This window comes from Paenibacillus sp. P2(2022), assembly GCF_029522175.1.
GTDB lineage: Bacteria > Bacillota > Bacilli > Paenibacillales > Paenibacillaceae > Paenibacillus > Paenibacillus polymyxa.
The window spans coordinates 1-25,321 of record NZ_JAKWFI010000009.1 but is presented as its reverse complement, the minus strand read 5'-3'; the positions used below and the strand labels follow the sequence as shown (position 1 = coordinate 25,321).

Annotated in this window: 24 protein-coding genes; 14 read left to right on the top strand and 10 right to left on the bottom strand. The window is 45.4% G+C overall.

Annotated elements, in window-relative coordinates; all coding sequences use genetic code 11:
* Positions 1-3: 3 nt before the first annotated feature.
* The 4 genes from MMB75_RS21780 to MMB75_RS21765 all read left to right on the top strand — a co-directional run bounded on the left by MMB75_RS21780 (position 4) and on the right by MMB75_RS21765 (position 3,634).
* On the top strand, positions 4-843 hold the full coding sequence (locus MMB75_RS21780) for a carbohydrate ABC transporter permease (protein ID WP_013369435.1): 840 nt from the start codon (positions 4-6) through the stop codon (positions 841-843).
* A gap of 116 nt (positions 844-959) precedes the next feature.
* Positions 960-2,072 carry a rhamnogalacturonan acetylesterase gene (locus MMB75_RS21775; protein WP_045245114.1) on the top strand — a complete coding sequence of 371 codons (1,113 nt, stop codon included), beginning with the start codon at positions 960-962 and terminating at the stop codon, positions 2,070-2,072.
* A 73-nt stretch (positions 2,073-2,145) separates the two neighbouring features.
* Positions 2,146-3,180, top strand: coding sequence for a glycoside hydrolase family 88/105 protein (locus MMB75_RS21770; RefSeq protein WP_025364028.1), 1,035 nt, complete (start codon positions 2,146-2,148; stop codon positions 3,178-3,180).
* Positions 3,181-3,232: 52 nt separating this feature from the next.
* Positions 3,233-3,634: a sensory rhodopsin transducer gene (locus MMB75_RS21765; RefSeq protein WP_025364029.1), complete on the top strand. Its 402-nt coding sequence runs from the start codon at positions 3,233-3,235 to the stop codon at positions 3,632-3,634.
* A 102-nt stretch (positions 3,635-3,736) separates the two neighbouring features.
* On the opposite strand, the gene MMB75_RS21760 is transcribed toward MMB75_RS21765, so the two are convergent.
* The 3 genes from MMB75_RS21760 to MMB75_RS21750 all read right to left on the bottom strand — a co-directional run bounded on the left by MMB75_RS21760 (position 3,737) and on the right by MMB75_RS21750 (position 7,423).
* Positions 3,737-4,687 (bottom strand): DMT family transporter, encoded by a 951-nt coding sequence (locus MMB75_RS21760; protein ID WP_025364030.1) that lies wholly within the window; start codon positions 4,685-4,687, stop codon positions 3,737-3,739.
* Between the two features lie 215 nt (positions 4,688-4,902).
* Positions 4,903-6,219, bottom strand: a complete 1,317-nt coding sequence (locus tag MMB75_RS21755; RefSeq protein ID WP_029514832.1) for a glutamate-1-semialdehyde 2,1-aminomutase — start codon at positions 6,217-6,219, stop codon at positions 4,903-4,905.
* A gap of 82 nt (positions 6,220-6,301) precedes the next feature.
* Positions 6,302-7,423 carry an LCP family protein gene (locus MMB75_RS21750; RefSeq protein ID WP_025364032.1) on the bottom strand — a complete coding sequence of 374 codons (1,122 nt, stop codon included), beginning with the start codon at positions 7,421-7,423 and terminating at the stop codon, positions 6,302-6,304.
* Between the two features lie 103 nt (positions 7,424-7,526).
* Here MMB75_RS21750 and MMB75_RS21745 point away from each other — a divergent pair, with 103 nt between their 5' ends.
* The 4 genes from MMB75_RS21745 to bcp are packed head-to-tail and all read left to right on the top strand — an operon-like array spanning position 7,527 to position 10,666.
* Positions 7,527-8,567 carry an ABC transporter ATP-binding protein gene (locus MMB75_RS21745; protein ID WP_045245113.1) on the top strand — a complete coding sequence of 347 codons (1,041 nt, stop codon included), beginning with the start codon at positions 7,527-7,529 and terminating at the stop codon, positions 8,565-8,567.
* The gene (locus MMB75_RS21740; RefSeq protein ID WP_016819311.1) at positions 8,560-9,354 is read left to right on the top strand and encodes an ABC transporter permease; all 795 of its coding nucleotides are present in this window, start codon (positions 8,560-8,562) and stop codon (positions 9,352-9,354) included. Before MMB75_RS21745 ends, MMB75_RS21740 begins: the two co-directional genes overlap by 8 nt.
* Positions 9,355-9,358: 4 nt before the next feature.
* Positions 9,359-10,147, top strand: a complete 789-nt coding sequence (locus MMB75_RS21735; RefSeq protein ID WP_080902359.1) for an ABC transporter permease — start codon at positions 9,359-9,361, stop codon at positions 10,145-10,147.
* A gap of 42 nt (positions 10,148-10,189) precedes the next feature.
* Positions 10,190-10,666, top strand: coding sequence for a thioredoxin-dependent thiol peroxidase (gene bcp, locus MMB75_RS21730; RefSeq protein ID WP_045245112.1), 477 nt, complete (start codon positions 10,190-10,192; stop codon positions 10,664-10,666).
* Positions 10,667-10,725: 59 nt separating this feature from the next.
* Here the strand turns inward: bcp and MMB75_RS21725 are convergent, their stop codons facing one another.
* From MMB75_RS21725 to MMB75_RS21700, 6 genes are all read right to left on the bottom strand, one after another.
* Positions 10,726-11,844, bottom strand: coding sequence for a GerAB/ArcD/ProY family transporter (locus tag MMB75_RS21725; RefSeq protein WP_045245111.1), 1,119 nt, complete (start codon positions 11,842-11,844; stop codon positions 10,726-10,728).
* A 15-nt stretch (positions 11,845-11,859) separates the two neighbouring features.
* The gene (locus tag MMB75_RS21720; protein WP_016819308.1) at positions 11,860-12,096 is read right to left on the bottom strand and encodes a hypothetical protein; all 237 of its coding nucleotides are present in this window, start codon (positions 12,094-12,096) and stop codon (positions 11,860-11,862) included.
* 31 nt (positions 12,097-12,127) lie between these two features.
* Complete coding sequence (locus MMB75_RS21715; RefSeq protein WP_277510701.1) at positions 12,128-13,237, bottom strand: GerAB/ArcD/ProY family transporter; 1,110 nt, start codon at positions 13,235-13,237, stop codon at positions 12,128-12,130.
* Positions 13,238-13,242: 5 nt separating this feature from the next.
* Positions 13,243-14,451, bottom strand: coding sequence for a Ger(x)C family spore germination protein (locus MMB75_RS21710; RefSeq protein ID WP_257126675.1), 1,209 nt, complete (start codon positions 14,449-14,451; stop codon positions 13,243-13,245).
* Entirely contained in the window at positions 14,448-15,989 is a 1,542-nt protein-coding gene (locus MMB75_RS21705) for a spore germination protein (protein WP_257126676.1), read from the bottom strand. Before MMB75_RS21705 ends, MMB75_RS21710 begins: the two co-directional genes overlap by 4 nt.
* A gap of 516 nt (positions 15,990-16,505) precedes the next feature.
* On the bottom strand, positions 16,506-17,162 hold the full coding sequence (locus MMB75_RS21700; RefSeq protein WP_242210515.1) for a DedA family protein: 657 nt from the start codon (positions 17,160-17,162) through the stop codon (positions 16,506-16,508).
* Between the two features lie 145 nt (positions 17,163-17,307).
* Here MMB75_RS21700 and guaA point away from each other — a divergent pair, with 145 nt between their 5' ends.
* On the top strand, positions 17,308-18,846 hold the full coding sequence (gene guaA / locus MMB75_RS21695; RefSeq protein ID WP_257126677.1) for a glutamine-hydrolyzing GMP synthase: 1,539 nt from the start codon (positions 17,308-17,310) through the stop codon (positions 18,844-18,846).
* 467 nt (positions 18,847-19,313) lie between these two features.
* Positions 19,314-19,931 (top strand): Type 1 glutamine amidotransferase-like domain-containing protein, encoded by a 618-nt coding sequence (locus MMB75_RS21690; RefSeq protein WP_257126678.1) that lies wholly within the window; start codon positions 19,314-19,316, stop codon positions 19,929-19,931.
* 98 nt (positions 19,932-20,029) lie between these two features.
* Here the strand turns inward: MMB75_RS21690 and MMB75_RS21685 are convergent, their stop codons facing one another.
* On the bottom strand, positions 20,030-21,160 hold the full coding sequence (locus tag MMB75_RS21685; protein WP_257126679.1) for a Gfo/Idh/MocA family protein: 1,131 nt from the start codon (positions 21,158-21,160) through the stop codon (positions 20,030-20,032).
* A gap of 129 nt (positions 21,161-21,289) precedes the next feature.
* Between MMB75_RS21685 and MMB75_RS21680 the strand changes: the two genes are divergently transcribed.
* The 4 genes from MMB75_RS21680 to MMB75_RS21665 all read left to right on the top strand — a co-directional run bounded on the left by MMB75_RS21680 (position 21,290) and on the right by MMB75_RS21665 (position 24,813).
* The gene (locus MMB75_RS21680; RefSeq protein ID WP_257126680.1) at positions 21,290-22,135 is read left to right on the top strand and encodes a LysR family transcriptional regulator; all 846 of its coding nucleotides are present in this window, start codon (positions 21,290-21,292) and stop codon (positions 22,133-22,135) included.
* Positions 22,136-22,321: 186 nt separating this feature from the next.
* On the top strand, positions 22,322-22,795 hold the full coding sequence (locus MMB75_RS21675) for a MarR family winged helix-turn-helix transcriptional regulator (protein ID WP_016819290.1): 474 nt from the start codon (positions 22,322-22,324) through the stop codon (positions 22,793-22,795).
* Positions 22,796-22,832: 37 nt separating this feature from the next.
* A complete protein-coding gene (locus MMB75_RS21670) occupies positions 22,833-23,222 on the top strand; it encodes a hypothetical protein (RefSeq protein WP_016819289.1) in 390 nt (129 codons plus the stop codon).
* A gap of 220 nt (positions 23,223-23,442) precedes the next feature.
* Positions 23,443-24,813, top strand: coding sequence for an NCS2 family permease (locus MMB75_RS21665; RefSeq protein ID WP_016819288.1), 1,371 nt, complete (start codon positions 23,443-23,445; stop codon positions 24,811-24,813).
* Positions 24,814-25,321: the final 508 nt, after the last annotated feature.

The following is a 25,321-nucleotide window of genomic DNA, read 5'->3' as shown; positions in this document are numbered from 1 at the left end:
CCAATGGCATGGAAAACGTTCAAATGGCCAATTTATCACATTCTGGTTGCTGCACTGGCGCTCCTAATGCTGTATCCCGTGTTCTGGATGCTGTTCAGCTCTTTTAAAGAAAGTCGGACGATATTCGTCACGGCCTCCTCGCTTTTCCCTACAGAATGGATTTGGCAAAACTATGTAACAGGCTGGAAAGGCACGACTGGTTATAACTTTGGCACATATATTCTGAATTCGCTCACGATCGTAGTGATTTCCACGATTGGTGCTGTGCTTTCCTCCTCATTGATCGCATTTGGCTTCGCACGTTTGAAATTCAAAGGGCGTAACTTGTGGTTTGCTCTGATGATGGTGACGCTGATGCTGCCGGGGGATGTAGTGCTGGTACCGCAATATATTATTTTCACCAAGCTTGGATGGATCAATACGATCTTACCGTTGGTAGTGCCATCCTTTTTCGGGATGCCGTTCTTCATCTTTCTGATGGTGCAGTTTATACGGACGATTCCAGCAGAGCTGGATGAAGCGGCGACGATTGACGGATGCGGCAAGTTCCGGTTGTATTTTCGAATTATTTTACCCTTGCTCAAATCCTCGCTGGCTACGGCGGCAATCTTCTCTTTCTACTGGAAGTGGGAGGATTTGTTAGGCCCGGTACTGTATCTGAACTCGCCAGAAAAATATACCGTATCGATTGCACTCAAAATGTTCCTCGACAGCGAGTCAGCCTCCAACTGGGGAGGAATGTTCGCGATGTCCATCCTAAGCCTGCTGCCTGTCATCGCTGTATTCTTCGCTTTCCAAAAGCAAATCGTAGAAGGAATGAGTACGAGTGGCCTGAAGGGCTAAGACCTAAAAAATGCATAGCGTGAGGATATAAAGCGTGCACATAAAAAGGGGATGCACCTGAATATGCATACAATTGATGGTGAGGATTTAAGGGTGAAGGCCGAGGGGTGAGTAAAATGTGGAAGTTTGACTTTGGTCCGGGGGAACCTGCGGAGGGCTACAAGGCCGTGTCCCCGGATTGCATATATACGGCTGAGCAAGGCTATGGCTTCGAGACTACGGAGCATGTGTATGGCCGACAAAGGCAGAATCCAGCCAAGGATGCACATACACGGCTGCGAAGCAGCTTTTGTATTCCACTGAACGCTTCGTTTGTTGCAGATGTACCGGACGGAATAGTTTTGGTCACCGTATTGCTTGGCGATCCACTGGCGGAAACGCTCACGCGGTTCCGGGCTGGTGAGGGCAAGCATATGCTGCCTCCCGTCCACACGTTGCCAGGCCAGTTCACCGAGGCAATGTTTACGGTGCCTATCCGGGATGGTAAACTGCGCCTCATCGTATCTGGCACCGCACCGAGACTCAATGCGCTGGAGATTGTGCCAGCACCACAGAATCTCCGGCTATTCCTAGCCGGAGATTCCACGGTTACGGATCAAGGGATGTCCGGCTATCCGTACACTGGCTGGGGACAGGCTTTGCCGGCCTTGTTCAAGCATGATGTGTGCGTGGATAATCACGCTGTATCGGGGCGAAGCTCCAAGAGCTTCGTGGACGAGGGACGGTTGAACGTTATTTTGGAGGAAATGAAGACAGGAGACTTCCTGTTCATCCAGTTCGGCCATAATGATCAGAAGCCCGATCTGGAGCGGGCCACGGAGCCTTTTACGACCTACAAGGAGCATCTGCGCCTGTATGTAGACGGAGCGAGAAGCAAGGGCGGAACCCCGGTGCTGATTACGCCTGTACATCGTCGCTATTTTAACGTGGACGGTACGTTGTCCGACACACATGGCGACTATATAACGGGGGTTCGCGAGCTGGCCGAAGAAGCGAACGTGCCGCTTATTGATCTGTCTGCCCGCACGCAGGAGTTATATGAAGAGCTTGGCCCCGAAGAGAGCAAGGAGCTTTTTATGTGGCTGCTGCCTGGGGAATATATGAACTTTTCCGGCGGTTTAGAGGATAATACACATTTTCATGAGAATGGCGCGGTTCGGATTGCAAATATGGTGACGGCGGCTGTGAAGGAACTGGATTTGCAACCGCTGCGCATGTACTTACGTTGACGGATGACCTTTTTTGGAACAGGTGGCAAGGAGGGCAACTAGCGTGAAGCTTACCAAGAGAGGAGACGTGGAAATGCCCGCATTGAGTTTTGATGAGGAACAGATTAAACAGGTGATTGACCGGGTAGTGGAACGCACGTTTCAAATGCACTATAGCTGGGATTGGCCAGGTGGAGTAGCCTTTTATGGAGTATGCGAAGCCTATGAAGCGACAGGCAATGAACAGTATTTGACCAAGCTGAAAGAATGGGTTGACGAAAATATTGAGGATGGACTTCCGCCACTGTCGGTGAACGGCGTTTCTGTCGGGCATTGTTTGTTGACGCTACATCAGGCTACAGGTGAGCAAAAATACCTGGATATCGCTATCGAGATGGCAGAATTTTTGACGAAAAAAGCTGAACGGTTTGCCGACGGCATTTTCCAGCATACCGTGAATTCACTACATGATGTATTTCCGCAGCAAGCATGGGTGGATACGATGTTTATGGCCGGTTATTATTTGCTGCGGATCGGTCATTTGCTGGGCAACAAGACATATTGGGAGGATGGAATCCGGCAATATCACGGGCATGAAGAATTTTTGCAGGACCCGGATACGAATTTGTATTACCATGGCTGGGATCATGCGAACCAAAGCCGCATGTCGGGCATATACTGGGCGCGCGGCAATTCATGGGCAGCACTCACGATGGCCAAGGCGCTGAAATGTGTCGAGGTGCAGCATCCATCCTACATGATCATTGACGGCTCACTGCGTGACCAACTCAATGCACTGGTGCGGCTGCAATCCCCCGAAGGGCTATGGCATACGGTGCTGAACGATGATACCTCTTATCTGGAAACCTCTGGTTCGGCAGGAATTGCGACTGCTTTGCTTATGCAGGGCCGATTGTTTAACAAATACACGCAAAAGGCGATTGACGGTATCCTTTCCCGCATTAAAGAGGACGGCACAGTGACTGGCGTATCCGCTGGAACTGCTGTAATGAACGATATAGATGGCTACCGAAACGTACCCTACAAACGCATTCAGGGGTGGGGTCAGGGCTTGGCGCTTGCTTTTCTGGCTGAACTGCTGCGTACCCAGGAGAATCCGTACGGGTAGAAAAGAGGCATAGAGATGTAAAAGTATTCATAGCTGAAAGGAGGCCATTGGCATGGGAGATACTGAACGGTCACAGGAAAAGGCGGCTAATCAGCCGCAAGGAAGCTTATTCTGGGTCATTCCCGACGGGTATATTCCACCGGAAAGCCGGGGAGAGCTGCTCAGTCATGAAAGTATATGTGTGCTGAACTGTGGAAACTGTGCGGCAAAGCTGAGCATAGACATTTATTTTGAAGACCGCGAGCCGTTGGAGGGAATGATCGAGGTGGTGGAAGGAAGACGAACCCGCCATATCCGAACAGCCTCGCTGGAAAAGTCCGGCGAACGGATTCCGACAGGTATTCCTTACGCAATTACGGTCACTAGCGATGTGCCCATCATCGTACAATATAGTAGACTGGACACCACACAGCCGGAGCTGGCATTAATGAGTGTCATGGCGTATCCGGTCTAGTCCGACGAAGGCAAAGAAGATAAAAAAAGAAATCTCCAGGCTGGAATTGCCCAGCTTGGAGATTTCTTTTTTAAGACAAGATTTGTGCCTGCTCTTAGTCCATTATTGCGATTTTGCCGAAGTTGTTTTGATCGGCGCGAAGCTTTTTCGTCCTCCGAAATTGGTGCCCACCACACCGATAATGATCACCACAGCACCAATAATGTGATAGTAGGCAAGCTGTTCCTTCAAAATGTAGGCACCGGCAATCATGGAGATAAGGGTGGATAAATTACCGATCACACTCATTTTGGAGGCTTCGATCCACTTCAAGGCAAAGCTCGATAACAGCGAGGTGACGAGGGTAGACAGTATGCCCAGATAAGCCAGTGCTAGCCAATAATCTGGCTTTACCAGCGGCGCGGTATAGGCGCTCATAGAGCCGTCTATGGCATGATACCCCAAGGCCGCCAGGTTAAAAACGATACATCCTAAAATGGAGGTAACGTAGGTCAACTCCATCGGACTGTACTTTTGCGTTAATGGACGAGCCAGCACGTTATAGCCAGATAGGCATATAGCAGAGAGCACGAGCAGAACAATACCGCCAAAACTATTGGAAGCTAGCGGTGCTCCGCTCTTCATCACAAATATAAAAACCACACCAAAGACAGAGAGTAGTAAGGAAATCTTTTGAAGCACTGTTGTGCGCTCTTTAAGAAAATAGGAGGCTAACAGAAGTGTAAAGATAGGAACAGTAGCTTGAATAATTCCACCTTCCGATGAAGAAGTGCTCATCAGCCCGAACGCTTGCAAGGGGAAGAACAGTAACGGTGAAAGCAGCGCCAATGGCAAGATACGCAGCACATCACGCCACTTGATATTGATTTTAATCCAACCCAGCAGCACTGGAATGGTCAAAGCAATCAATGACAACGCGAAGCGGTGGGCGATCACATCCAGTGGGCTTGCCTCCGTCACTGTCAGTTTTACAAATAAAAATGAGAAGCCAAGTATAGCTGCATAGCTGAGAGCTGCCAGATAGGCGACCCCATTTCTGGAACGACTGTGCATAATAAACCTCCGTAATCATGATCTCAACTTGTGGTTCTCTCAATATAACCGGACGGCGTAACTTGATACAATCCAAAAAACATACAACTGTACCGGTACAGTTTAGGGTTAAAAAAGCTGGAATGCAGCCTCAAAGGTCAGATACCCGTTTTCAGGTACCCATATCTCCAGACTGCTTCCAGCTTATTGTTTCCTTCTATCGCTTACTGCTCTGCTTATTTACCTTGTGACATCGCACGGAACGAATCGTCCGCTGCTTCCAGCGTGGCATCCACGTCTTCGTCCGTATGCGCTGTTGTGAGGAACCAAGCTTCGAACTTGGATGGTGCCAGATGGATACCACGATTCAGCATGTGACGGAAGAAGGATGCGAACGCTTCGCTATCCGTGTCCTGCGCCTGTGCATAGTTCGTGATCGGATGATCGCAGAAATGCGTTGAGAACGCTCCGCGAATGCGGTTGATCGTCAATGGCACGCCGTAGCGATCAGCGGAAGACTGAATACCGTCCGTCAGTCTCACAGCCAGACGCTCCATCTCTTCATACACGCCTTCCCCTTGAAGAACTTCAAGACAGGCGATGCCTGAAGAGATGGAAGCCGGGTTGCCTGCCATTGTACCTGCCTGATAGGCTGGGCCGAGTGGGGCAACCTGCTCCATGATCTGCTTGCTGCCGCCGTAGGCACCAATCGGCAGACCACCGCCCATGATTTTGCCCAGCGCGGTCAAATCCGGCTGAATCGCATCATGATTGTCGAGACCTGCATACGTTTGGGTTGAGCCGTAGTGGAAGCGGAAGGCGGTAATGACCTCGTCATAAATGACAAGGGAGCCGTTCGCCCGCGCCATCGAGCACAGCCCTTCCAGATAGCCTGGCTGTGGCATCACCATGCCGAAATTACCGACAATCGGCTCCACCATGACTGCCGCCACATCGTCGCTCCAGCGCTCCAAAGCTTGGCGCAATGCGTCAAGGTCGTTGAATGGCACAGTAATGACCTCGCTCGCAATGTTGGTTGTAATACCTGCGCTGTCAGGTATGCCCAGTGTGGAAGGGCCGGAGCCTGCGGCTACAAGTACCAGATCCGAGTGACCGTGGTAGCAGCCGGCAAATTTGATGATCTTGTTCCGCCCCGTATAGGCTCGTGCTACACGAATCGTCGTCATGACTGCCTCTGTGCCGGAATTCACAAACCGGACTTTATCCATAGAAGGAATAGCCTCCTTCAGCATCTTGGCCAGTTTGATTTCCAATGCCGTCGAGGTTCCGTACAATACGCCATTCGCAGCCGCTTCGCTGATGGCCTTGGTAATATGGGGATGAGCATGTCCGGTAATAATTGGACCGTAGGCCGCCAAATAATCGATATACCGATTATCATCCTCATCCCAGAAATGAGCACCTTGGGCGCGTTTCATGAATACTGGAGCGCCACCGCCCACAGCTTTAAAGGAGCGTGAAGGGCTGTTAACGCCCCCGACAATATGCTCCAGGGCTTCTTTATATAGTGCTTCGGAGTTTTCCCGTTTCATCATCAAAACTTCCTTTCCGTTCATTAAAATAGGGTATACACACGCCAAAGGGCAGCGTTCACGGCTGCCCCTGCATACATCATTATAGCTCTTTTTGTCCTGTCTTTGTTGTTGATTGTGTGGAAGCATCCTCAGTACTGGTTTTATTGCCTCCTGTAAAGGAAGCTTTATCCGTCTTGGAGGACGATGCACTATCCGGCTGTTTCGTTTCGTTCTGATCCTTATTTTGTTCCTGTGTTTGTGTAGGAGGATTATTAAATATATCCTGTACATAAGATTTCAGTTCTTCCGGATCACGGACGGTAAGAACTGCCGCGCCGCCCACATTTTCTTCGCCAAGCAGCTTCATCGGTGGAACCTGTTCGCTGCCTGCAAAGCTGCTTTGGTACCCCACATTCGCCAGCTTCCACATATCGTTAACACTGAGATTCGTATCAATGTACGGGTTAACCTGCTCTAAAATGCTTGGCAGATTAGCAATGGAAGTCGTGGTCTGCATTTTCTGGGCTACAGCCTCCAAAAATGCCCGTTGCCGTCCGGAACGGGAGAAGTCGGACATGGCATCGTGGCGGAATCGCACATATTGAAGCGCCGTCTTGCCGTCCAGATGCTGCATACCCTTTTTCAAATCAATATCGTATTCATGCTTATCCGCATTACTTGTATAATGCATATCCTTTTCCACTTCAAAATCAATGCCGCCTACAGCGTCCACCAGTTTAATAAAGCCTTGGAAATCCGTATACACATAATATTGCACTGGGATGCCCAATAGATCGCCAGCCGTCTTCATGGCCGTATTGGGTCCGTGAGTAATGGCGGTGTTGATCCGATTTTTTCCGTAGCCGGGAATATCCACGTACGTATCACGCAAAATAGAGAACAGGTGCATTTTTTTCTTCACAGGGTCCAGCGATACAACCATCATGCTGTCCGATCGGGGGACTTCCCCTTTCTGGATGCCACGACCATCGACACCCATCAGCAAAATGTTGACCATATCGGTACTTTCCCACTTGGGCGGTTCCGGTGTACGAACCTGATCGACCTGCTTTACATTTTTGAAGGGGGAGTTAGCACCCTCTTTATGCAGATTATCCAGCTGATTATAAATGGATGTAAAATAGTACACGGCAAAGCCGACAATCGCGACGATTACCACGGCTAGAACCGACCATATCGTCCTTTTGGTTCTGCTTGTCATGGATGCTCTCCCTTTCGCTTTTCAGTTCATTACATTATAATTTCTTTTTGGAGCACAATCAATTTAACTATGGATTTTACAAATCCTGATTGAGAGGTATAACATGCTGGCAATTGATGTGCAGGATCTGCGCAAAACATTTAAGGTTCAAAAAAACCGCGAGGGCTTAAAAGGTGCCTTCCTTGATTTATTCGCCCGCGAATACAACGAGGTGGCTGCGGTCAAAGATATATCCTTCCGTATTCCGCAAGGGGAAATATGCGGTTATATTGGTGAGAACGGGGCCGGAAAGTCCACCACGATTAAGATGTTGACAGGTATTCTCGTGCCAACATCGGGACATCTCAAGGTGGGGGGCTATGTCCCTTATGAGGATCGCGAGAAGTTTGTAGGTAACATAGGCGTTGTTTTTGGTCAGCGCAGCCAGCTTTGGTGGGACATCGGCGTGATCGAGTCTTTTCAACTGCTGCGCAAAGTATATCAGGTTCCGGCTATGGACTTCAAACGCAGGCTGGATGAGCTGGTAGAAAGGCTGCAATTGCAGGATTTGCTAAGCCGCCCGGTGCGTAAACTTAGTCTTGGACAACGGATGCGTTGTGAACTGGTAGCTGCTTTGCTGCACAATCCGTCGATTGTTTTTCTGGACGAGCCGACCATTGGGCTTGATATTATGGTGAAGTCCGAAATTCGTGAGTTTTTGAAGGATATGAACCGGGACCACGGGACCACTATTTTGTTGACGACCCATGATTTACAGGATATTGAGGCGCTGTGCTCGCGCGTCATTATGTTGGATGATGGGAATATCATTTATGATGGTGGACTGGATGATCTCAAGGCTCGTTGGGGGACAGGTCGGGAAGTACGGTTCCAATTTGGTACGACGACTGTGCTGGAGCAATTGCAGGCATGGACAGCCGATATGCCATTGACGTGGACTATGGATAACGATTTGGCTGCCAAGGTGTGGATTCCTCTTCATATTAATGTATCGGATGTGCTGGCTAGCGTAGTTGGCCGCACGGACATTACGGATATCAAAATCATTGAAACCAACACGGATGATATCGTTCGCAGTATCTATCAGTCTGGCTCGGCAGAACGCCAAGGCAATCCGCTAGTGGAGGCCAAAGTTCATGCTTAGCGTATATACCGATTTTATTCGTATCCGATTTCTCACGATGCTTGCTTATCGTGTGAACTATTATTCGGGCATACTTATTTATTCCATGAATATCGGCGTGTATTATTTCACATACAAAGCGATATATGGCGATGCGGGTAGTATTGGAGGCTTTACTGCTGCTCAGATGACGACCTATGTAGCCGTATCGTGGATGGCGAGAGCCTTTTATTTTAACAATCTGGATCGCGAAATATCGACAGATATTCGTGATGGAAGCATTGCTATTCAGATGATCCGACCTTATAACTATGTACTTGTTAAGTTTATGCAGGGACTCGGTGAGGGGATGTTTCGCTTCCTCTTGTTTATGATTCCGGGCATGGCGATTGCGATGCTGCTGTTCCCCGTGAAGCTTCCCAGTGACCCGGTAGCCTGGATTGGTTTTCTGGTCATGCTGTTTTTCAGCTTTCTGATCAACACTCAGATTAATATTATTACGGGCTTGACGGCCTTCTTTATCGAAAATAATGAGGGCATGATGCGCATGAAGCGCGTAGTCGTAGACCTGTTTTCAGGGTTGATTTTGCCAATTAGCTTGTTTCCGGGCTGGCTGGCGACAATTTCCCAATGGATGCCGTTTCAGGCAATTACTTATTTGCCGGGCTCTGTATTTACGGGACGTGTAAAAGGCGTTGGCATATGGAATGTGCTGGGTATCCAAATCATTTGGCTGGTCGTTCTGCTCGTGCCGATGATCATCATTTGGCGGCTGGCGCGCAGACGTCTGTTCGTGCAGGGAGGGTAAGCCGATGATGTACTATTTGGGCCTCATTAGCGAATATTTGAAAAATTACATGAAGTCACGGCTCACCTATCGTGCCGATTTTTGGGTAGAAGTCATTTCGGATCTGCTCTTTCAGGCCACGAATCTTATTTTTATTTTAGTTATATTTATGCATACAGACAGCTTGGGTGGCTGGAGTGAAAATGAGGTCGTGTTCGTTTATGGATTTTTTATGGTTCCTTACGGACTGTTTAGTTGTTTCGTTAATCTTTGGAACTTTAGCGAGCGTTATATTGTAAAAGGTGAACTCGACCGAGTAATGACCCGTCCTGCGTATAATCTGTTCCAGATTTTCCTTGAAAATGTGGACCCGCCCGCGTTGGTCGGCTCAGTGATTGGTCTGATTATTATGGGGATCAGCGGCGCACAGATGGATTTGGCTATGGAGTGGTGGTTTGTCCCGGCACTAATCGTTTTGAGCCTAAGTGCTGTGGCGATCTATACGGGCATATACACCATATTGACTTCTCTTTCATTCTTTTCGGATGCGCCCACAGGAATTATCCCGCTCATGTACAATATTCAGGGTTACGGACGTTATCCGGTAACGATCTATAACCGTGCCATTCAGGTTGTGCTGACTTGGATACTGCCTTTTGCTTTTGTTGGCGTATATCCCGCTTCCCTGTTCCTTCAACGAGAGGACATGCGCCATATGGCGCTCTTAACTCCTGTGATGGGAATTGTCTTTCTCACACTAGGCTTACTGGCTTGGAACTGGGGGATTCGGCGTTACCGGGGTGCTGGCTCATAGGGCGGATGATATAAGAACCCCTACAAGATAGGAGATGATAAGATGTCCACGACATTGACCGTTATTGGACAAGCGGCACCGGATTTTGAATTGCCTGGGAGTGAGGGAAAGAGTGTCAAGCTGTCGGATTATCGAGGCAGTAGGGTATTGTTGTACTTTTATCCCAAGGATTTGACCTCTAGCTGCTCGACCCAGGCTTGCGATTTTCGGGATAAACATGCGGAGTTTAAAGGCTTAAACACCGTGATTCTCGGCATAAGCCCCGATCCACTCAAGCAGCATGACAAGTTTATTGCCAAGTATGGCCTACCTTTTCAGCTGTTATCTGATGAAGAGCATCAGGTGGCTGAGACATATGGTGTCTGGCAGCAAAAACAGATGTACGGCAAGCAGTACATGGGCATTGTTCGTTCTACGTTCCTTATTGATGAGAATGGCATTTTAGTTCATGAATGGCGTGGTTTAAGGGTAAAAGGACATATTGATGCCGCGCTGGCATACATTCAGGATATGGCATAAATTAAAAAAACCTTTTGGAATCGGGTTATGCTTTTTAAGCATCGGTTTCAAAAGGTTTTTTATTCATTTTTGGGTGTATTTTGCCGATGTTTCCACTTTTGCCGGCAGAGGTAAACAATCCACAAAAGAAGCGGAATGATCAAGCCGTTCGTATAATGCCAGGCAGCCATGGGATAAACAAGAGTTCTTACATAATAAAACACATTGGGGGTTATCGAAATGGTCATACCAAACACAATCGCTCCTGCGGGTATGACGAATGGACGACTATTAGAAATTCGGAACAACTGGGGTGTTCCAAAAGTGAAGGCGTAGAAAAAAAGAACTCCCTTGAAATAGGCAGCCAGTGCCCAGGTTAAAGCAACAAGCGATTCAACACGTGTAATATAATTCAGTTCATTAATTTTTGTCGTGAGTACAGAAGAAATGTATGGACTGTAATGGGTCACAAAGGGTCCAATCACAAGCAGGGAGAGCAGCAGAAATAGGCTAATCACGATTCCGCCTATAAGGGAAGCGAGCAATATGTCCTTTTTAAAATGGGCTTTTTTGTTTACATAAGGAAAAACCATGAGCATAATAGACATTCCGGCAAAAGGCATTGCCACGCCTGGAACCATTCCTTGAGCAACAGGAGCCAGCCCATTTTCCAAAACAGGCCGTACATTGGAAAGCTGAACTTGTGGCAGGAGTGCAAGGAATAGACCAGAGAAAATTAATATATATGCTGGTAATAGCATCTCGCTAACACGACCGAAAGCTTCAATTCCGGCTAACGCAGTAAGCACCATTAAGGCTATTCCCATAGCGAGCAGAACACGTAGAGGGGTATTTACAAATAACTGTGTAGTCAGAAAATCGCCTACCTCTCTCGCAATAAGAACGGTGTTCATTAAAAAATAAAATAAATACCAGCAGGAAACAACGGTTCCTAACACGGGCCCCAAAATTTTGCGAATCGCTTCAATAAGTGTAAGGTTCGGGTAGAGCTCATGAACGCGAATAAGCACGTAAATTATGATTAAGCCCAGCGGAATGGACAGCATGGAGCTGATCCAGGCATCCTGATGAGCAATATGTGTAATCATAGTCGGATAGAATAAGAGCATATCCCCGATTAAACTCATAAACATCAGGACAGTCACTTGCCGAACGCTAATACGTGTTTTTTTTGACATGTGGCTGTCTCCTTTCTAAAAACCAAATACATGTGACACAAAAGCGTTAACAGGGTTGTAGATGATTTCAATCAGTACCAGCGGGCTTGGCGTAACCTCTGACTTGGCGGCAAGGACACTAAGCCATGTGCCTATTCCGAGCATAATGATGTACACGAACATATCTTTAAAGCGATGTTTTCGATACAAGCCTGGCAAATCTTTGGCAGCAATGGCTAGACCGATACAGATAATAACAGTGGTGATTAGCACGGTGAAGACTCCTTCCGTTAAAGGGTGTGGATCAACTGGGTTCCAGGCTGTGGCGGCCTTTCGATCTTAACTTGTATACGATAAGCAGCAGCGAAGGAAGGACAACAGAATCCGTCAAATCCCAATAAATCCAGGCGTTGACGATCGTATCCAGATAGTAAGTAATATTAGGCGCCGACACGATAATCAGACCAAACAGGATCATGAAGCTAGGACCAAGAAAGGTCCGAACATTATTTAATCGCAGTAGTTGAGTCATTCCTAAGGTAAAGGCATAGAAGTGTAAAATGGTTTTAACAAAAGTAGTGATAATCCAGGCAGTACTCATCATGGATTCAATTCTCTGCAGGAAATTTCCTATGTTGATCTTTTTAGATAGCGTATAAGAGGTATACACACTATGTTCGGTTACAAAAGGACCCAGCACCATGAGAGAAACCAGGAGGAGTACGCTTAACAGAATGCTGGCCGTAAGTCCTGAGAGTAAAACTGATTTTTTTAGACCCGGTTTTTTGCTCACATAGGGAAAAATCATGAGTAAAAAAGCTAGTTCACCGAATGGGTAGGAGAGCGCAAATAGGCTGCCCTCCATAATTTTAGGAATACCTTGCTCCATAATGGGCTTAAGCTGCTGACTGTCACATTGGGGAAGCAAGCATAGGATTAAAAACAAAGCGAAAGCCAAGCATAATGGAAATAAGATTTGAGCCGTACGCGCAATGGGTTCCAATCCCATATACATCCCCCACATCAGCACAAGGATGAAGAGTAAATTGATCACGGGAAGAGGCGTCATCACATAGGTCTGACTGTTCATAAAATCTCCGACTTCTCTTAAATAAATCGCTGAATTCATCATTAAATGGAACAAATACCATATGGAGATGAGGGCGCCTAGCCACGGACCCAAAATTCGCTGGCAGAGCTGAACAAAGGTGAGATCAGGATACAGCTGATGTACCCGCAAGAGTAACAGTAGTACAGCCAGTCCTGCAGGGATGCTAAGTAATGAGCTGATCCAGGCATCCTGCTTGGATATGCTAGTAATGAGGGAGGGGTATACCAGTACACAGTCTCCAATAATACTCAAAAATACGAGTACGGCTATATTTGTAATGCTGATACGCCCTTTCTCCTCCACCAAGCTCACTCCTTTATTTCTTTTTGGAACGATTCAAACAAGGAACCAATTTTTTTGATCGTAGTCTTTGCCTTGTATTCAATCTGTAAATCCATAAATGGATTTTCTTTTTCTTCTTTTAGTCTTTTCCAAAGCTCTGGTTTGGACTGGTGGATCAGTTGACCAAAGCCGAATATGTCTGACTTAAACTCACGTCGAACAGTCTCTACGGAATGCTTCATAATTTCAACGATTTTTTCATTGCTTGCGGCCTCAATTTCTTTGATATCAGCCATACTGCTTAACTTCATATGCTTACAGTTGACCTCTCGTACTGTGCTGTCGTTAGTAACGGATATGGAGATAACAGGCTCTCCATCGCGAATAAGCACTTTTTTTTGGGTGTTACTGCTTAAGGTTAATAAGGCAATGTTCCCCCCTCCCTGACAGTCGGCATGTCCTGTAGTTGACTCCACTGTATTCCGAATGTAGTTGAACCCTTTGCTGTCTTGATCATTGATCCAGCCCAGCAAGCGGTCTTTTTCTAATACACCAATGCCAGAGAACCTTAGTATGGTTCCAGGAGATATGCTTTTGGTGGCATCTACACCTTTTTCATTGGACGATTCTATATCCCCCACAGCTTCCAATGCGGGTAGAGTGGACTGGATATCAGGATTGGCCAAGTCGCTCAGCAATTGATCCATGGTTACTTTGGTGGCAGGAGCCCATGTTTTAGTTAACGTATCCAATGAAGCAAACATTTTATTGGCTGGCAACTTTTCCAGTGGAGTGGGGATCTTTAACATCGTAGAGGCCTTATTATTTTTAGCTATGGCAATATAAAAGTCGCTTCTGGTAAAAGGCTCTCGCATCAAGGTTTCAATCGCATCCGAAATTCCTCTTCTCGCGTACTCTTCACCTAAAATCAGCATACGAATATGAGATAAATAGATGGATCGCGGGCTTGTATCCGTCATTTTTTGAATAGCCTCTTGAATCGTGGGCGCAGTAGCCTGATAAGTAACAACTGGTGAGCCTGAGCTGGGTGAGGATTTGGAGGCTACAGCAGAAGGAATGACCACCTGAGCAGTCACCTGATATTGGTCTCCTTCCATGTCTACCCCAATCCCGATAGCGATGCCCAACTCGTTTAATTCTTTTCGATCCCAGCATCCACCCAATAGTAATGCAATCAGCCCCCAGACGAAGAGCAAATGTACGATCTGCTTCATGGTTGATCCCTTCTGGTTTTTGATTTATTGCCAATCCGTCTTTTTTTCGTTTTTTGGCGGATCGTATTTTGGATAGGGGTGGATTGAGGTCGTGATTTCATATGAGACCAAGGTAGGCGAAACAGCGTATCTTTCAAATCGCTTTCCACATATGGGCCGAATGGACTCATATAAGAGACGCCGAACGATCGCAGACTGGTTAAGTGCAGCAAAAGTACAATTAACCCCATCAATATTCCAAGCAGTCCGAAGGCTGCCGCAAGCATCATTAAGGCGAAGCGTACAATACGAACCGCTATCGACAAACCATTTTCTGGAATAACATAGCTGGAGATCGCTGTGATTGACACAATAATGACCATAGCCGCCGAGACCACTCCTGCATCGACAGCTGCTTGTCCAATAACCAGCGTGCCTACAATCGAGACAGCTTGTCCGACGGTCTTGGGAATTCGGATTCCTGCTTCACGCAAAATTTCATAAGTAATTTCCATAAGCATCGCCTCGACAAAAGCCGGAAACGGTACGCCTTCTCTTTGTGCAGCGAGACTGACCAAAAGGTTTGTAGGAATCATCTCTTGGTGAAAGGTAGTTACCGCAATATAAACAGCGGGTGCCAGCATTGCGATAAAAAAGGAAAAGAAACGCAGTAAACGCAGCAAAGTGCTGATGTCAGCACGCTGGTAATAATCCTCTGCTGACTGGAAGAATTGAACGAACAATGCAGGTATCAGTAGAACAAATGGTGTTCCGTCCACCAAAATAGCAATTCGCCCTTCCAGCAGGCTGGCAGCGACCGAATCCGGACGCTCGCTGTTATAAATGGTGGGAAACAGGGTATAGGTTTCATCCTGAATTTCCTCCTCGATGTAACCCCCTTCCAAAATTCCGTCAATATCAATTCGGTCCAAACGTTCTCTCAGTTCCTGAATAACCCCTTCGTCAGCAATTCCTTTGACATACATCACGGCTACATTGGTATGAGTCACTTGACCGATCTGTCTTGTTTCCATCCACAGTCGCGGATCGCGGATTCGCCTACGAATTAGAGCGGTATTGGTTCGTAAATTTTCGGTAAAAGCCTCCATTGGACCCCGTACGACACTTTGGGATTGGGGCTCGCTAACACTGCGATCCTCCCAACCGACCGCATCAATCCATATGCCCTTTGCGTATCCGTCCAGCAAAATGATAATACTGCCGGATAACATTTGATTGAATAGGGCGTCCATTTCATCCACACTACCTGAGTTACCTGCAATCAAAACTTGATTCTTCAAATAGTCGAATGGTTCTGCGCCCTCCGGTAAATGATGTTCATTTACTCGCATCAATGAACGGAGAACGGAATCATGAAGCAATTGAGTGTTAACCAGACCATCGATATATAAAAGAGCTGCTGGCCATTTTTGCATCCATAATAGCTCTTTAATGATTACATCTCCGCTGTTTCCAAAGGAGCTCTCGATATGATTTACATTATCTTTCAAGTTAGAGGATACATGAGTAAGTGGACAACTTTTATTCTGATTTGGCATACGTAAAATCCTCCGATATTGGAGTTTGTTGGCTTAGTATGCTCTGAATATATGAATTTATGCCTTGACGGCTGCAAAGTAATCTGATGATTAGTGATAAATAATTAAATTATATTTTTGTTTAATTTATGGAGTCTGTCGTATTAGAACTGATTAGAATGGTAGATTGGCAGTATAGGGAGTTATTCGCTGCAGATAACATTAATTGAATTGGGGGGCGTTTCTCCGTATCGCTTTGTTGGGTTTTAATATAACGGCTTATGGTTTCGGGGTTTAGCGTAGGTGTCTTACTGTCTAGTGGGTGATTCCTTTTTTGGTCCTGTCATCTGCGGAGGGTCTGCTTATTACCCGCATATTTGGAGACATTATTAATGCAGGAGACCCCATTGTATTTACAGGGTCCATTGTTGGGTATGCTGACGACGTAGAACCAAGGTATGATCGGAATGTCTATGTTTGGAGCAGGGGTAGCTCAAATCATGAGCCGCGAATGTGGGCTCGGCTGAAGGAGTTTAACTATTCCGTGTCATCCTTGTGGCTGGTTTTTACTGATTTTTTGGATTTGTATAGTGATCCAAACAGGAAGCTTCTCCACCGATATATAAAATACAGCAGGATTACGAATCCAACCGCTGCTGCGATTCGTAGTGCGTACAGCTCTACCAAATGGAAAATGGCATCCCATTTCGGGCCAAACAGCTTGCCGATGCTTAGAAAGAGGACGACCCAGAATAAAGCACCGCTGTAAGCATACAGGACAAATTTACGGAAAGAAAGAGCTATAATTCCAGCAAAATAGCCGGTAAAATGCCTGACACCTGGGATGAAATATCCAAGGAAAATAAGCCAGTATCCATAACGTTGAAACCATTTTTGTGTTTTCTGTAGCTTGTCCGGCGATAACAAAACCCATTTGCCGTATTTCTGAATAAAGGGAAGTCCAGCCCATTTTCCAATAAAGTAGGTAATGGTCATACCGATGGTTGTGCCCAAAAAAGCTAGCAGCAGCAGCTTGCTGAAATCCAGAGTACCGGCATAGGAGAGATATCCCGCATAAGCCATCGTGGTTTCCCCGGGAAAAGGCAAGGCAATAAACTCCAGCAGCAAGCCGAAAAAAAGGACGCCGTATCCATATTCTTCGAACAATTGCGCAATCCATTTCAGCACATCCATCGTGTACACTCCTACGGGCAGATTAAGTAATTTAGAATCAATTTATTTTATCAATCTTTTCATGACCACTCAACTATGGTTGATTTCTTGACGTGTTGTTTTATCGTTGCGTATAATGAAACGAACAATTGAGGGAGGCACGGTAATGAATAAGCCTAATGAAATCGTTGTAGTTCTCGATTTTGGAGGACAATACAACCAGTTAATTGCAAGAAGAATTCGGGATCTCGGCGTATATAGCGAGCTCCTTCCATACAATACGCCTGCGGAGAAGCTGAGAGAGCTGGCGCCGAAAGGAATTGTTTTCTCAGGCGGACCTTCCAGCGTATACACAGACAATGCTCCTCAGGTGGATCGGGCAATTTATGATCTTGGCATCCCTATCTTTGGTATTTGTTATGGCATGCAGCTGATGGCCCACCAACTGGACGGTAAAGTAGAACGTGCGGGCAAGCGTGAATATGGCAAAGCAGACGTGCAATTCAATGAGGATGCCCGTTTGACTAAAGGGCTGGATTCTCGTCAAACGGTATGGATGAGCCATGGCGATCACGTTACAGATCTGCCAACTGGCTTTACACTGGATGCGGGAACAGAGAGTGCTCCGATTGCTGCGATGAGTAACCTGGAGCGGAATCTGTATGCGGTACAATTCCATCCAGAGGTGCGTCATTCTGTTCAAGGTAATGAGATGATTAGCAACTTCCTGTATGAAGTGTGTGGTTGTGAAGGCAACTGGACCATGGAATCGTTCATTGAAGAGCAAATCCGTGAAATCCGCCAGCAAGTAGGCGACAAGAAAGTACTGTGCGCTTTAAGTGGCGGCGTGGATTCTTCCGTCGTAGCCATGCTTATTCACAGAGCTATCGGCGACCAACTGACATGTATGTTCATTGATCACGGACTGCTGCGCAAAGGTGAAGCCGAAAGTGTAATGGAGACGTTCGTTGGTAAATTTGATATGAAAGTTGTCAAAATTGATGCACGTGAGCGTTTCCTGTCCAAACTGGCAGGAGTGGATGATCCAGAACAAAAACGTAAAATCATCGGTAACGAGTTTATTTACGTCTTTGAAGAAGAATCCGCTAAATTCGATGATTTTGACTTCCTGGCACAAGGCACGTTGTACACAGATATTGTAGAGAGCGGAACAGCAACGGCACAAACTATCAAGTCGCACCATAACGTGGGCGGTTTACCGGAAGACATGAAGTTCAAACTGATCGAGCCACTGAATGCTTTGTTCAAGGATGAAGTGCGTAGAGTCGGTGAAGAATGCGGACTTCCGGCCGAAATTGTATGGCGTCAGCCATTCCCAGGTCCGGGTCTTGCCATCCGTGTATTGGGCGAAGTGACAGAGGACAAGCTCAAGATTGTCCGTGATTCTGACTTTATTTTGCGCGAGGAGATTGCCAAAGCGGGTCTGGATCGGGAGATTTGGCAATACTTCACCGCTCTGCCGAATATGAAGAGTGTTGGCGTTATGGGCGATGCCCGTACGTATTCCTACACTGTAGGTATTCGCGCAGTAACGTCGATCGACGGTATGACCGCCGACTGGGCACGTATCCCTTGGGACGTGTTGGAGAAAATCTCTGTTCGTATTGTCAACGAAGTGGACAACGTCAATCGTATCGTGTACGACGTAACTTCCAAACCACCAGCAACAATCGAGTGGGAATAAGCGTGGAGACTCCCGCATCTTAACCACGAACCCTTTGAGATTTACCAATACAACATCAGGCTCCTCTGCATCGGCGAAATATCGCTATGCGGCTGGAGTCTTTTTTTACGGGGGCAAGGTCGAAACTTTGCTCGGGAAAGTTTACTGCACGGCAACCTCAATCGACGAGGTTTAGCTAAAGGCGAACAGCATGGCCTCATGCGACGGAGATATAAAGTCATTTGTTATTACAAAACAGAATATGAAGTTGAAAAAAGGAGATATTATTCAATGGTAATGTCTCCTTTTTTTATATGAGTTTATTAGCTTTAAGCTATAAATAGCTTAAATCAAGTATGGAATTAAACGTTTATTTTCATGTCATCTTTTAATGGTGTCATGTTTTGATACCAATATATTTTATAATTTATCTAGATTAAAGTGTTACATATCCCGGTTCATTAAACGCTACTAAGGAGAATAAAGAGATGAGAAAATTATTTTTGTCGTCCTCATTTAAGGATGTTGCACCATGCTTAGTTCATTTTGCCGATGAAAACTTGGAAGGAAAAAAAGTCACTTTCATCCCAACCGCAAGTATTCCAGAGAAAGTTAAGTTTTATGTGAATACAGGGAAAAAAGCATTAGAGAATTTAGGATTAATCGTGGATGAAATCGAAATCAGCACAGCAACATGGAGTGAAATAGAGAGTAAAATTAGAGGAAATGACTATATTTATATGACCGGAGGCAACACATTTTATTTACTTCAAGAGTTAAGAAGAACCGGAGCTGACAAAATCATTGCTGAGGAAGTTAATGCAGGGAAGTTGTATATAGGCGAATCGGCAGGTTCGATGATTTTATCACCTAATATCGAATATGCCCGACTTATGGACAATGTGCAGGAGGCGCCTGCTTTGGATTCCTTTGCTGCACTCAGGGCAATTGAATTCTATCCAGTCCCTCACCATACGAACATCCCGTTTAAAAAAGCGGTGGAGAACATCATTGAGAAATATGGCAGCCAATTAAATTTATATCCAATCAGCAACGAAGAGGTTATTTTGGTTGAAGGTGATAGTATAAAAGTCGAGAATGCATGACTTCCTTAAATAAAGGAGAATTTCAACTGATAAATATTTTAAAGAACCTTCAATCCACATCTATCTTGGTATTGAAGGTTCTTTTTTTAAATTCTAACTTACCATACGATCTTTTTCCCGGTTGCAGCCGATTCCTCGATGCGGTCCAGTAACTGATGTAGTTTTAAGGCATGGTTGAAATCGGGGGCGAGACGGGTGTCCGTCAAAATATCCCTGGCAAATACATGATGAGCTTTGGCTACATTCAGGGTTACCCCTTCTTTTGGGAAATCCAGGGTATTATCAGGTTCATGAGCTATATTTATTGTTTCAAAATCACCGTTAGGCGCATGACTCTGCTCATTACTTGGATCATATATCAGTTTTTCAAGCGTCAGATTCCCAAATTGAATATGTCCAAGCGAAGGATTCTGTGACAAACGCAAAATGCCCTTTTTCCCCTGAATCTCTAGCTCAAACTTAGAATTCACTCCACCTTGAATGTGAACGGATGTCGGTGCTCCATTTTCCATTAGTCCGTGAATCAGAATTTGATCGGCAGTATCCTTGGAAATGACTTCGCCCGTTTCATGAATAGTGGCTTCATTATAACGGGAGGATGTGATGGCCGATAGCTCACGGAATTCGCCAACGATGTATTGTAGCGCATCCAAGGAATGCCCTCCGTTAATGGTCAGTAGGTTGGCACCACTGGCTCTATTCAGTAGATAAGACGTATCCTGATTTGTTCGTCCTCCTTTGCCGGGAGTAGCTACTTGCATATGACAGGATACTATTTCACCAATTGTCCCGTCTTCCACCAGCTTTTTCATCATTTGCACCTCAAAATCCTGACGTGCCTGCAAGCCGACGGTATGATGGATGCCCGCCATTTCCGCCGCCTTAGCCATTTCAGTAGCTTCCGCAGTGTTGGCCCCCAGAGGCCACTCACAAAAAATATGCTTTCCCTCTTGAATAGCCGCCATCACCGCCTCATAATGATGGGGAACTTTTACGCTCACCACGACCATGTCCACATCCTCGGAAGCTGCGAGCTTTTTGGCATCGTCAAAAGCTAATGTTGCCCCTACGTCCTCTGCACTTTTTCGTGCACTCCCCATACGGGAAGTGCCGATGGCCGTGATATCCAAGCTCGGGTGCTTGAGCAAAGCAGGAATATGCGTTTGGCTGGCCCATTTGTTATTCATCGAACCTCCTATGATACCTGCACGAATCTTCTGTTTAACCATGTGCCATCCCTCCTAATTTTAAAATGTGAGTAGAAAATAACGCTCAAGCCCAATATAATACACTTAACTCATAAAGAATAATGCTTGTTAATGATGTAGATATCATTTTATTTGATGGGAGGTAAAGCGGTGGATATTCAAAATATGCAGGCATTCGTTTCGGTGGCAGAGCTTAGAAGTCTAACAGAAGCTGCCCAGAAGCTGAATCATCTGCAATCGAATATGACGGCAAAAATAAAGAAGCTGGAGACCTATTATGGCACAGCGTTATTTTACAGAAAGCCTCGTGGTATGGAACTGACACCCGCAGGCGAAATTTTATACGCTCAGTACAAGCAAATTTTGCTGCTATGGCAAGACACGGAGATGAAAATGAGACCCCAGGAGGAAAAACTGCGCGTCGGCACGATGCAGTCCATTGTAGCAGGCGAAACAACAAGGGCGCTAACGAAGGTATATGAGATGTATCCGCAGGTTTCGGTGACATTAAAAACGGGAACCACCCCGGAAATGGAACAATTCATCCTCGACGGAGAGCTTGATATTGCTTTTGTTACAGGATATCCTACCAACCCATATATTCATTATCAAAAAATATGCCGTGAAGAGCTGGTGCTGGTGGGGAAGGGTATACACGAAGGTTCGGATCTCCAGCAAGTACTACAAGGAGCTTCTATTATCATATTGTCGGATAGCTGCCTGTACCTCACGCATTTAGAGAAGATGTATCAGGACATGCAATTGACCCATGTCGAGGTTGTCGAGGTTGGAATATTTGATACGATGGTGGAATTCGCTCTAATGGGAATGGGAATTACCCTTATGTCCAAAAAGCTGGCCCGGCAATTTAAAGTAGCATCCTATCTACCCGTTCCTCCGGTTTTTGGCTATATGGATACATATTTAATATCTCGTCCCAATCACAAAATGACAGCAATTGAACATAAATTTATCGAAATCAATAATACGATCTAATAGAATAGGAGAGACATCAAATGCCAATTAATCAAGGCAAATACCAAGGCTACCATGCTGTATTTTTGGACGATAGCATTACGTTTGGATATGAATTGCGTGATGGAGAAAAGCCATAGCCCCAACTTTTTTGTATATGTAGACTTGTCTCATGGCTTGTTTATTTATAGTGAGGGTGTATAATACTTGATATATCAATTGATGGGTCAAGTATCAAAAGGAGGCGAGGTAGTCATCGAACATTGCTCTGAAAAAAGCCAGTTATTTTATCGCATGCATCTTTTGTGTAAAGAAATGAATAACGCTTTTGAAGCACAGTTAAAAACCAGCTTTACCAAGGTCGAAATTTTGTATCATATTGACCATCGTCAGGAATTAAGTCAGCTGGAGCTTCAACATCTGCTCGTTCTGGATGGTGCAGCAGTGACCCGGCATCTGAAAAGGCTGGAAGAGGAAGGTCTGATTTTACGCAGTAAAAAAGAGCAGGATAAGCGTGTAACTTATATACGTTTAACCGAATTAGGGATTCAAGAGCTGCAAGTTTTGACAGAGCAAAGACAAGCCTTTCAGGAACAACTTCTCTACAATTTTCAAGACGAGGAAATTGTGGCTTTAACAGATGCACTACAGCGTATGTCTAGCAATGTGAAGAATATGTAAAAATATGCGAGGACAAAATGATTTTGGAGGCCACTCGATGAAGATTTTAGAAGACTATTTTCACTACTATGATTTAGCAAAAGATGATGAGACGAGCAGAGAACGATTAATCAGCCTTTTTTCCGAGAAGATTGAGTTTGTATTGAATGGTAATCGAAAACAAGGGATGAACAGTTGGAAAAGCTTTTTGAACATGTTCTTCGAGGGGACGCTCGAAATTAAGCATATGTATGAGGGGTGGAAGCTTGTTTCCGAAGAAGCTGATACCTATCAAACTAAATGGGCAGTGTGCGGTAAAAAAGTAACAGGCGAAGTTTATACACTTACTGGAGTGGACAAAGCCCGACTGGATACAGAAGGGAAGATCGTTTATCTGGAAAATATACCAGATACAGCGGATGCCTTTGATAAGTATAAAAATATCTGATTATCCTAAATAATAACCCGCCAGCTGTATAATAGCTTGCGGGTTATCTATTTTCCGAACAATACATATGTGTTCAATTTGTAACATTCGTTTTTTCTGTTGACAAGCCGTAGGCGAGAGCCTAAAATAACGGATGTAATATAGCGTATATGAAGGCGAATATTACAGCAATTGAACGACAACAATACGAGTATGCTTTGCGTAGGAGGAATTACGACTCATGGAGCGTTTCTTTAAATTAAAGGAACATGGCACGAACGTCCGCACCGAGATTATTGCGGGGATCACTACTTTTATGACCATGGCTTATATCCTGGTGGTCAACAATACCTTTTTGGGACCAACTGGAGCGGGGATGCCTAGTGAAGCTGTTTTCTTTGCGACAGCAGTAGGTGCAGGTTTAGTAACCATTCTGATGGGCTTGTTTGTAAATGTGCCGATCGGTATGGCACCAGGGATGGGCTTGAATGCTTATTTTATGACTGTAGTCTTGAGTTCTAATGGGATGATTACTTGGCAAGCGGCACTTGGCGCTGTATTTATATCCGGTATCGTCTTTCTGATTTTAACTGTTACCCGGGTTAGACAGATGCTGCTTGTTGCAGTTCCGGAAAATTTAAAAACCGCTATTACAGTTGGTATCGGCTTGTTTATCACAATTGTTGGCTTCAAGCTTTGTAATCTGGTTATGGTGAGTATTGTTCCAGGGACAGATGTTGGTCAACCGGTTCCGGGTCATGCTTTTAATTTGGTTCTAGGTAGCCTGGTACATCAAAAGGATGCGCTGCTGGCGCTAATCGGGTTGCTCATTATCGCAGCGTTGATGGTCGTTCGGGTCAAAGGCGCATTGCTGATTGGAATCGTAGCTACTACATTAATCGGTATTCCGATGGGTGTAACGAATCTGAGTAGCTTGACAACAGGCCACTGGATTCCAAATTTCAGCAATTTGGCAGTAGGTCAGCTAGACCTGAAGGCAGCTTTGCATATTGGTTTGTTTGATATTATTTTCATCTTCACATTTGTAGAGTTGTTTGATACGTTCGGTACGTTGGTAGGTACAGCTACACGCGCAGGCATAATGAAAGATAAGAAAAAAGGCGAGAAAATTATCGGTAAAGCGATGCTGGTAGATGCTGTTGGCGTAAGTACTGGTGCGGTATTGGGTACAAGTACAATTACAGCATTTGTAGAAAGCTCCGCAGGGGTAGAAGAAGGTGGCCGTACAGGTCTCACTGCTGTAACGACAGGCGTTCTGTTCTTGTTGGCCCTCTTTATTGCGCCGCTGGCACTGGTTGTGCCCTCTGCGGCTACTGCTCCGGCTCTGATTATCGTTGGGGTGTTGATGATGAGTCAGGTTCGTAATATTGACTGGGATAACTTCCTGTTGGCATTCCCAGCGTTTCTGACTATTGTTTTGATGCCTTTTACAGGTGGAATTGCGAATGGTATTTCTGCTGGTATTCTGTCTTACGTTGTGCTGGCTGTGTTCAGTAATCTGTTTACCAGCAATAAAGTTAAAATTCACTGGCTTATGTGGGTGCTTGCTATAATTGTAGTAATCCGCTTTGCCTTTATGGGCTCCGAATAATTCAGTAGATATAAAATACAGAACCTCTTTCCTGTTGGTTTAAAAGGGAGGAGGTTCTTTTTTATAGTTAACCACGAGTAAAAACAAAAGAATTAATATATGAAAGAAAACGATTAATAAATATGTGTTATGAAAATTTATATAAATAATACTTGCAAACTAAAATTACATATGGTATATTCTAATTCCGGCCAAGAAACACAAGGTTGTGAGCGAATGTTTCAAAAAAGACTTTTGAAAAAAAACTTGCAAAGTTGGTTGGTATGTGGTAGGATATAAGAGTTGATGAAGCGAAAAGCTGATTCGAAATAAAGTTTGATCTTTGAAAACTGAACAACGAGTGAGTAAACTGATTTTGTTCGCAAAATCAAACAAGAGATATTTTATCTCGTCAGTTTCAAAATGAGCTAATCGCTCTTTCTATATTGTTTCATCTTCGGTTCTTCTCCTTGGAGTGGATGAAGATGAAACAGGTTGACGTTACTTTGTAACGTCTTTAATGGAGAGT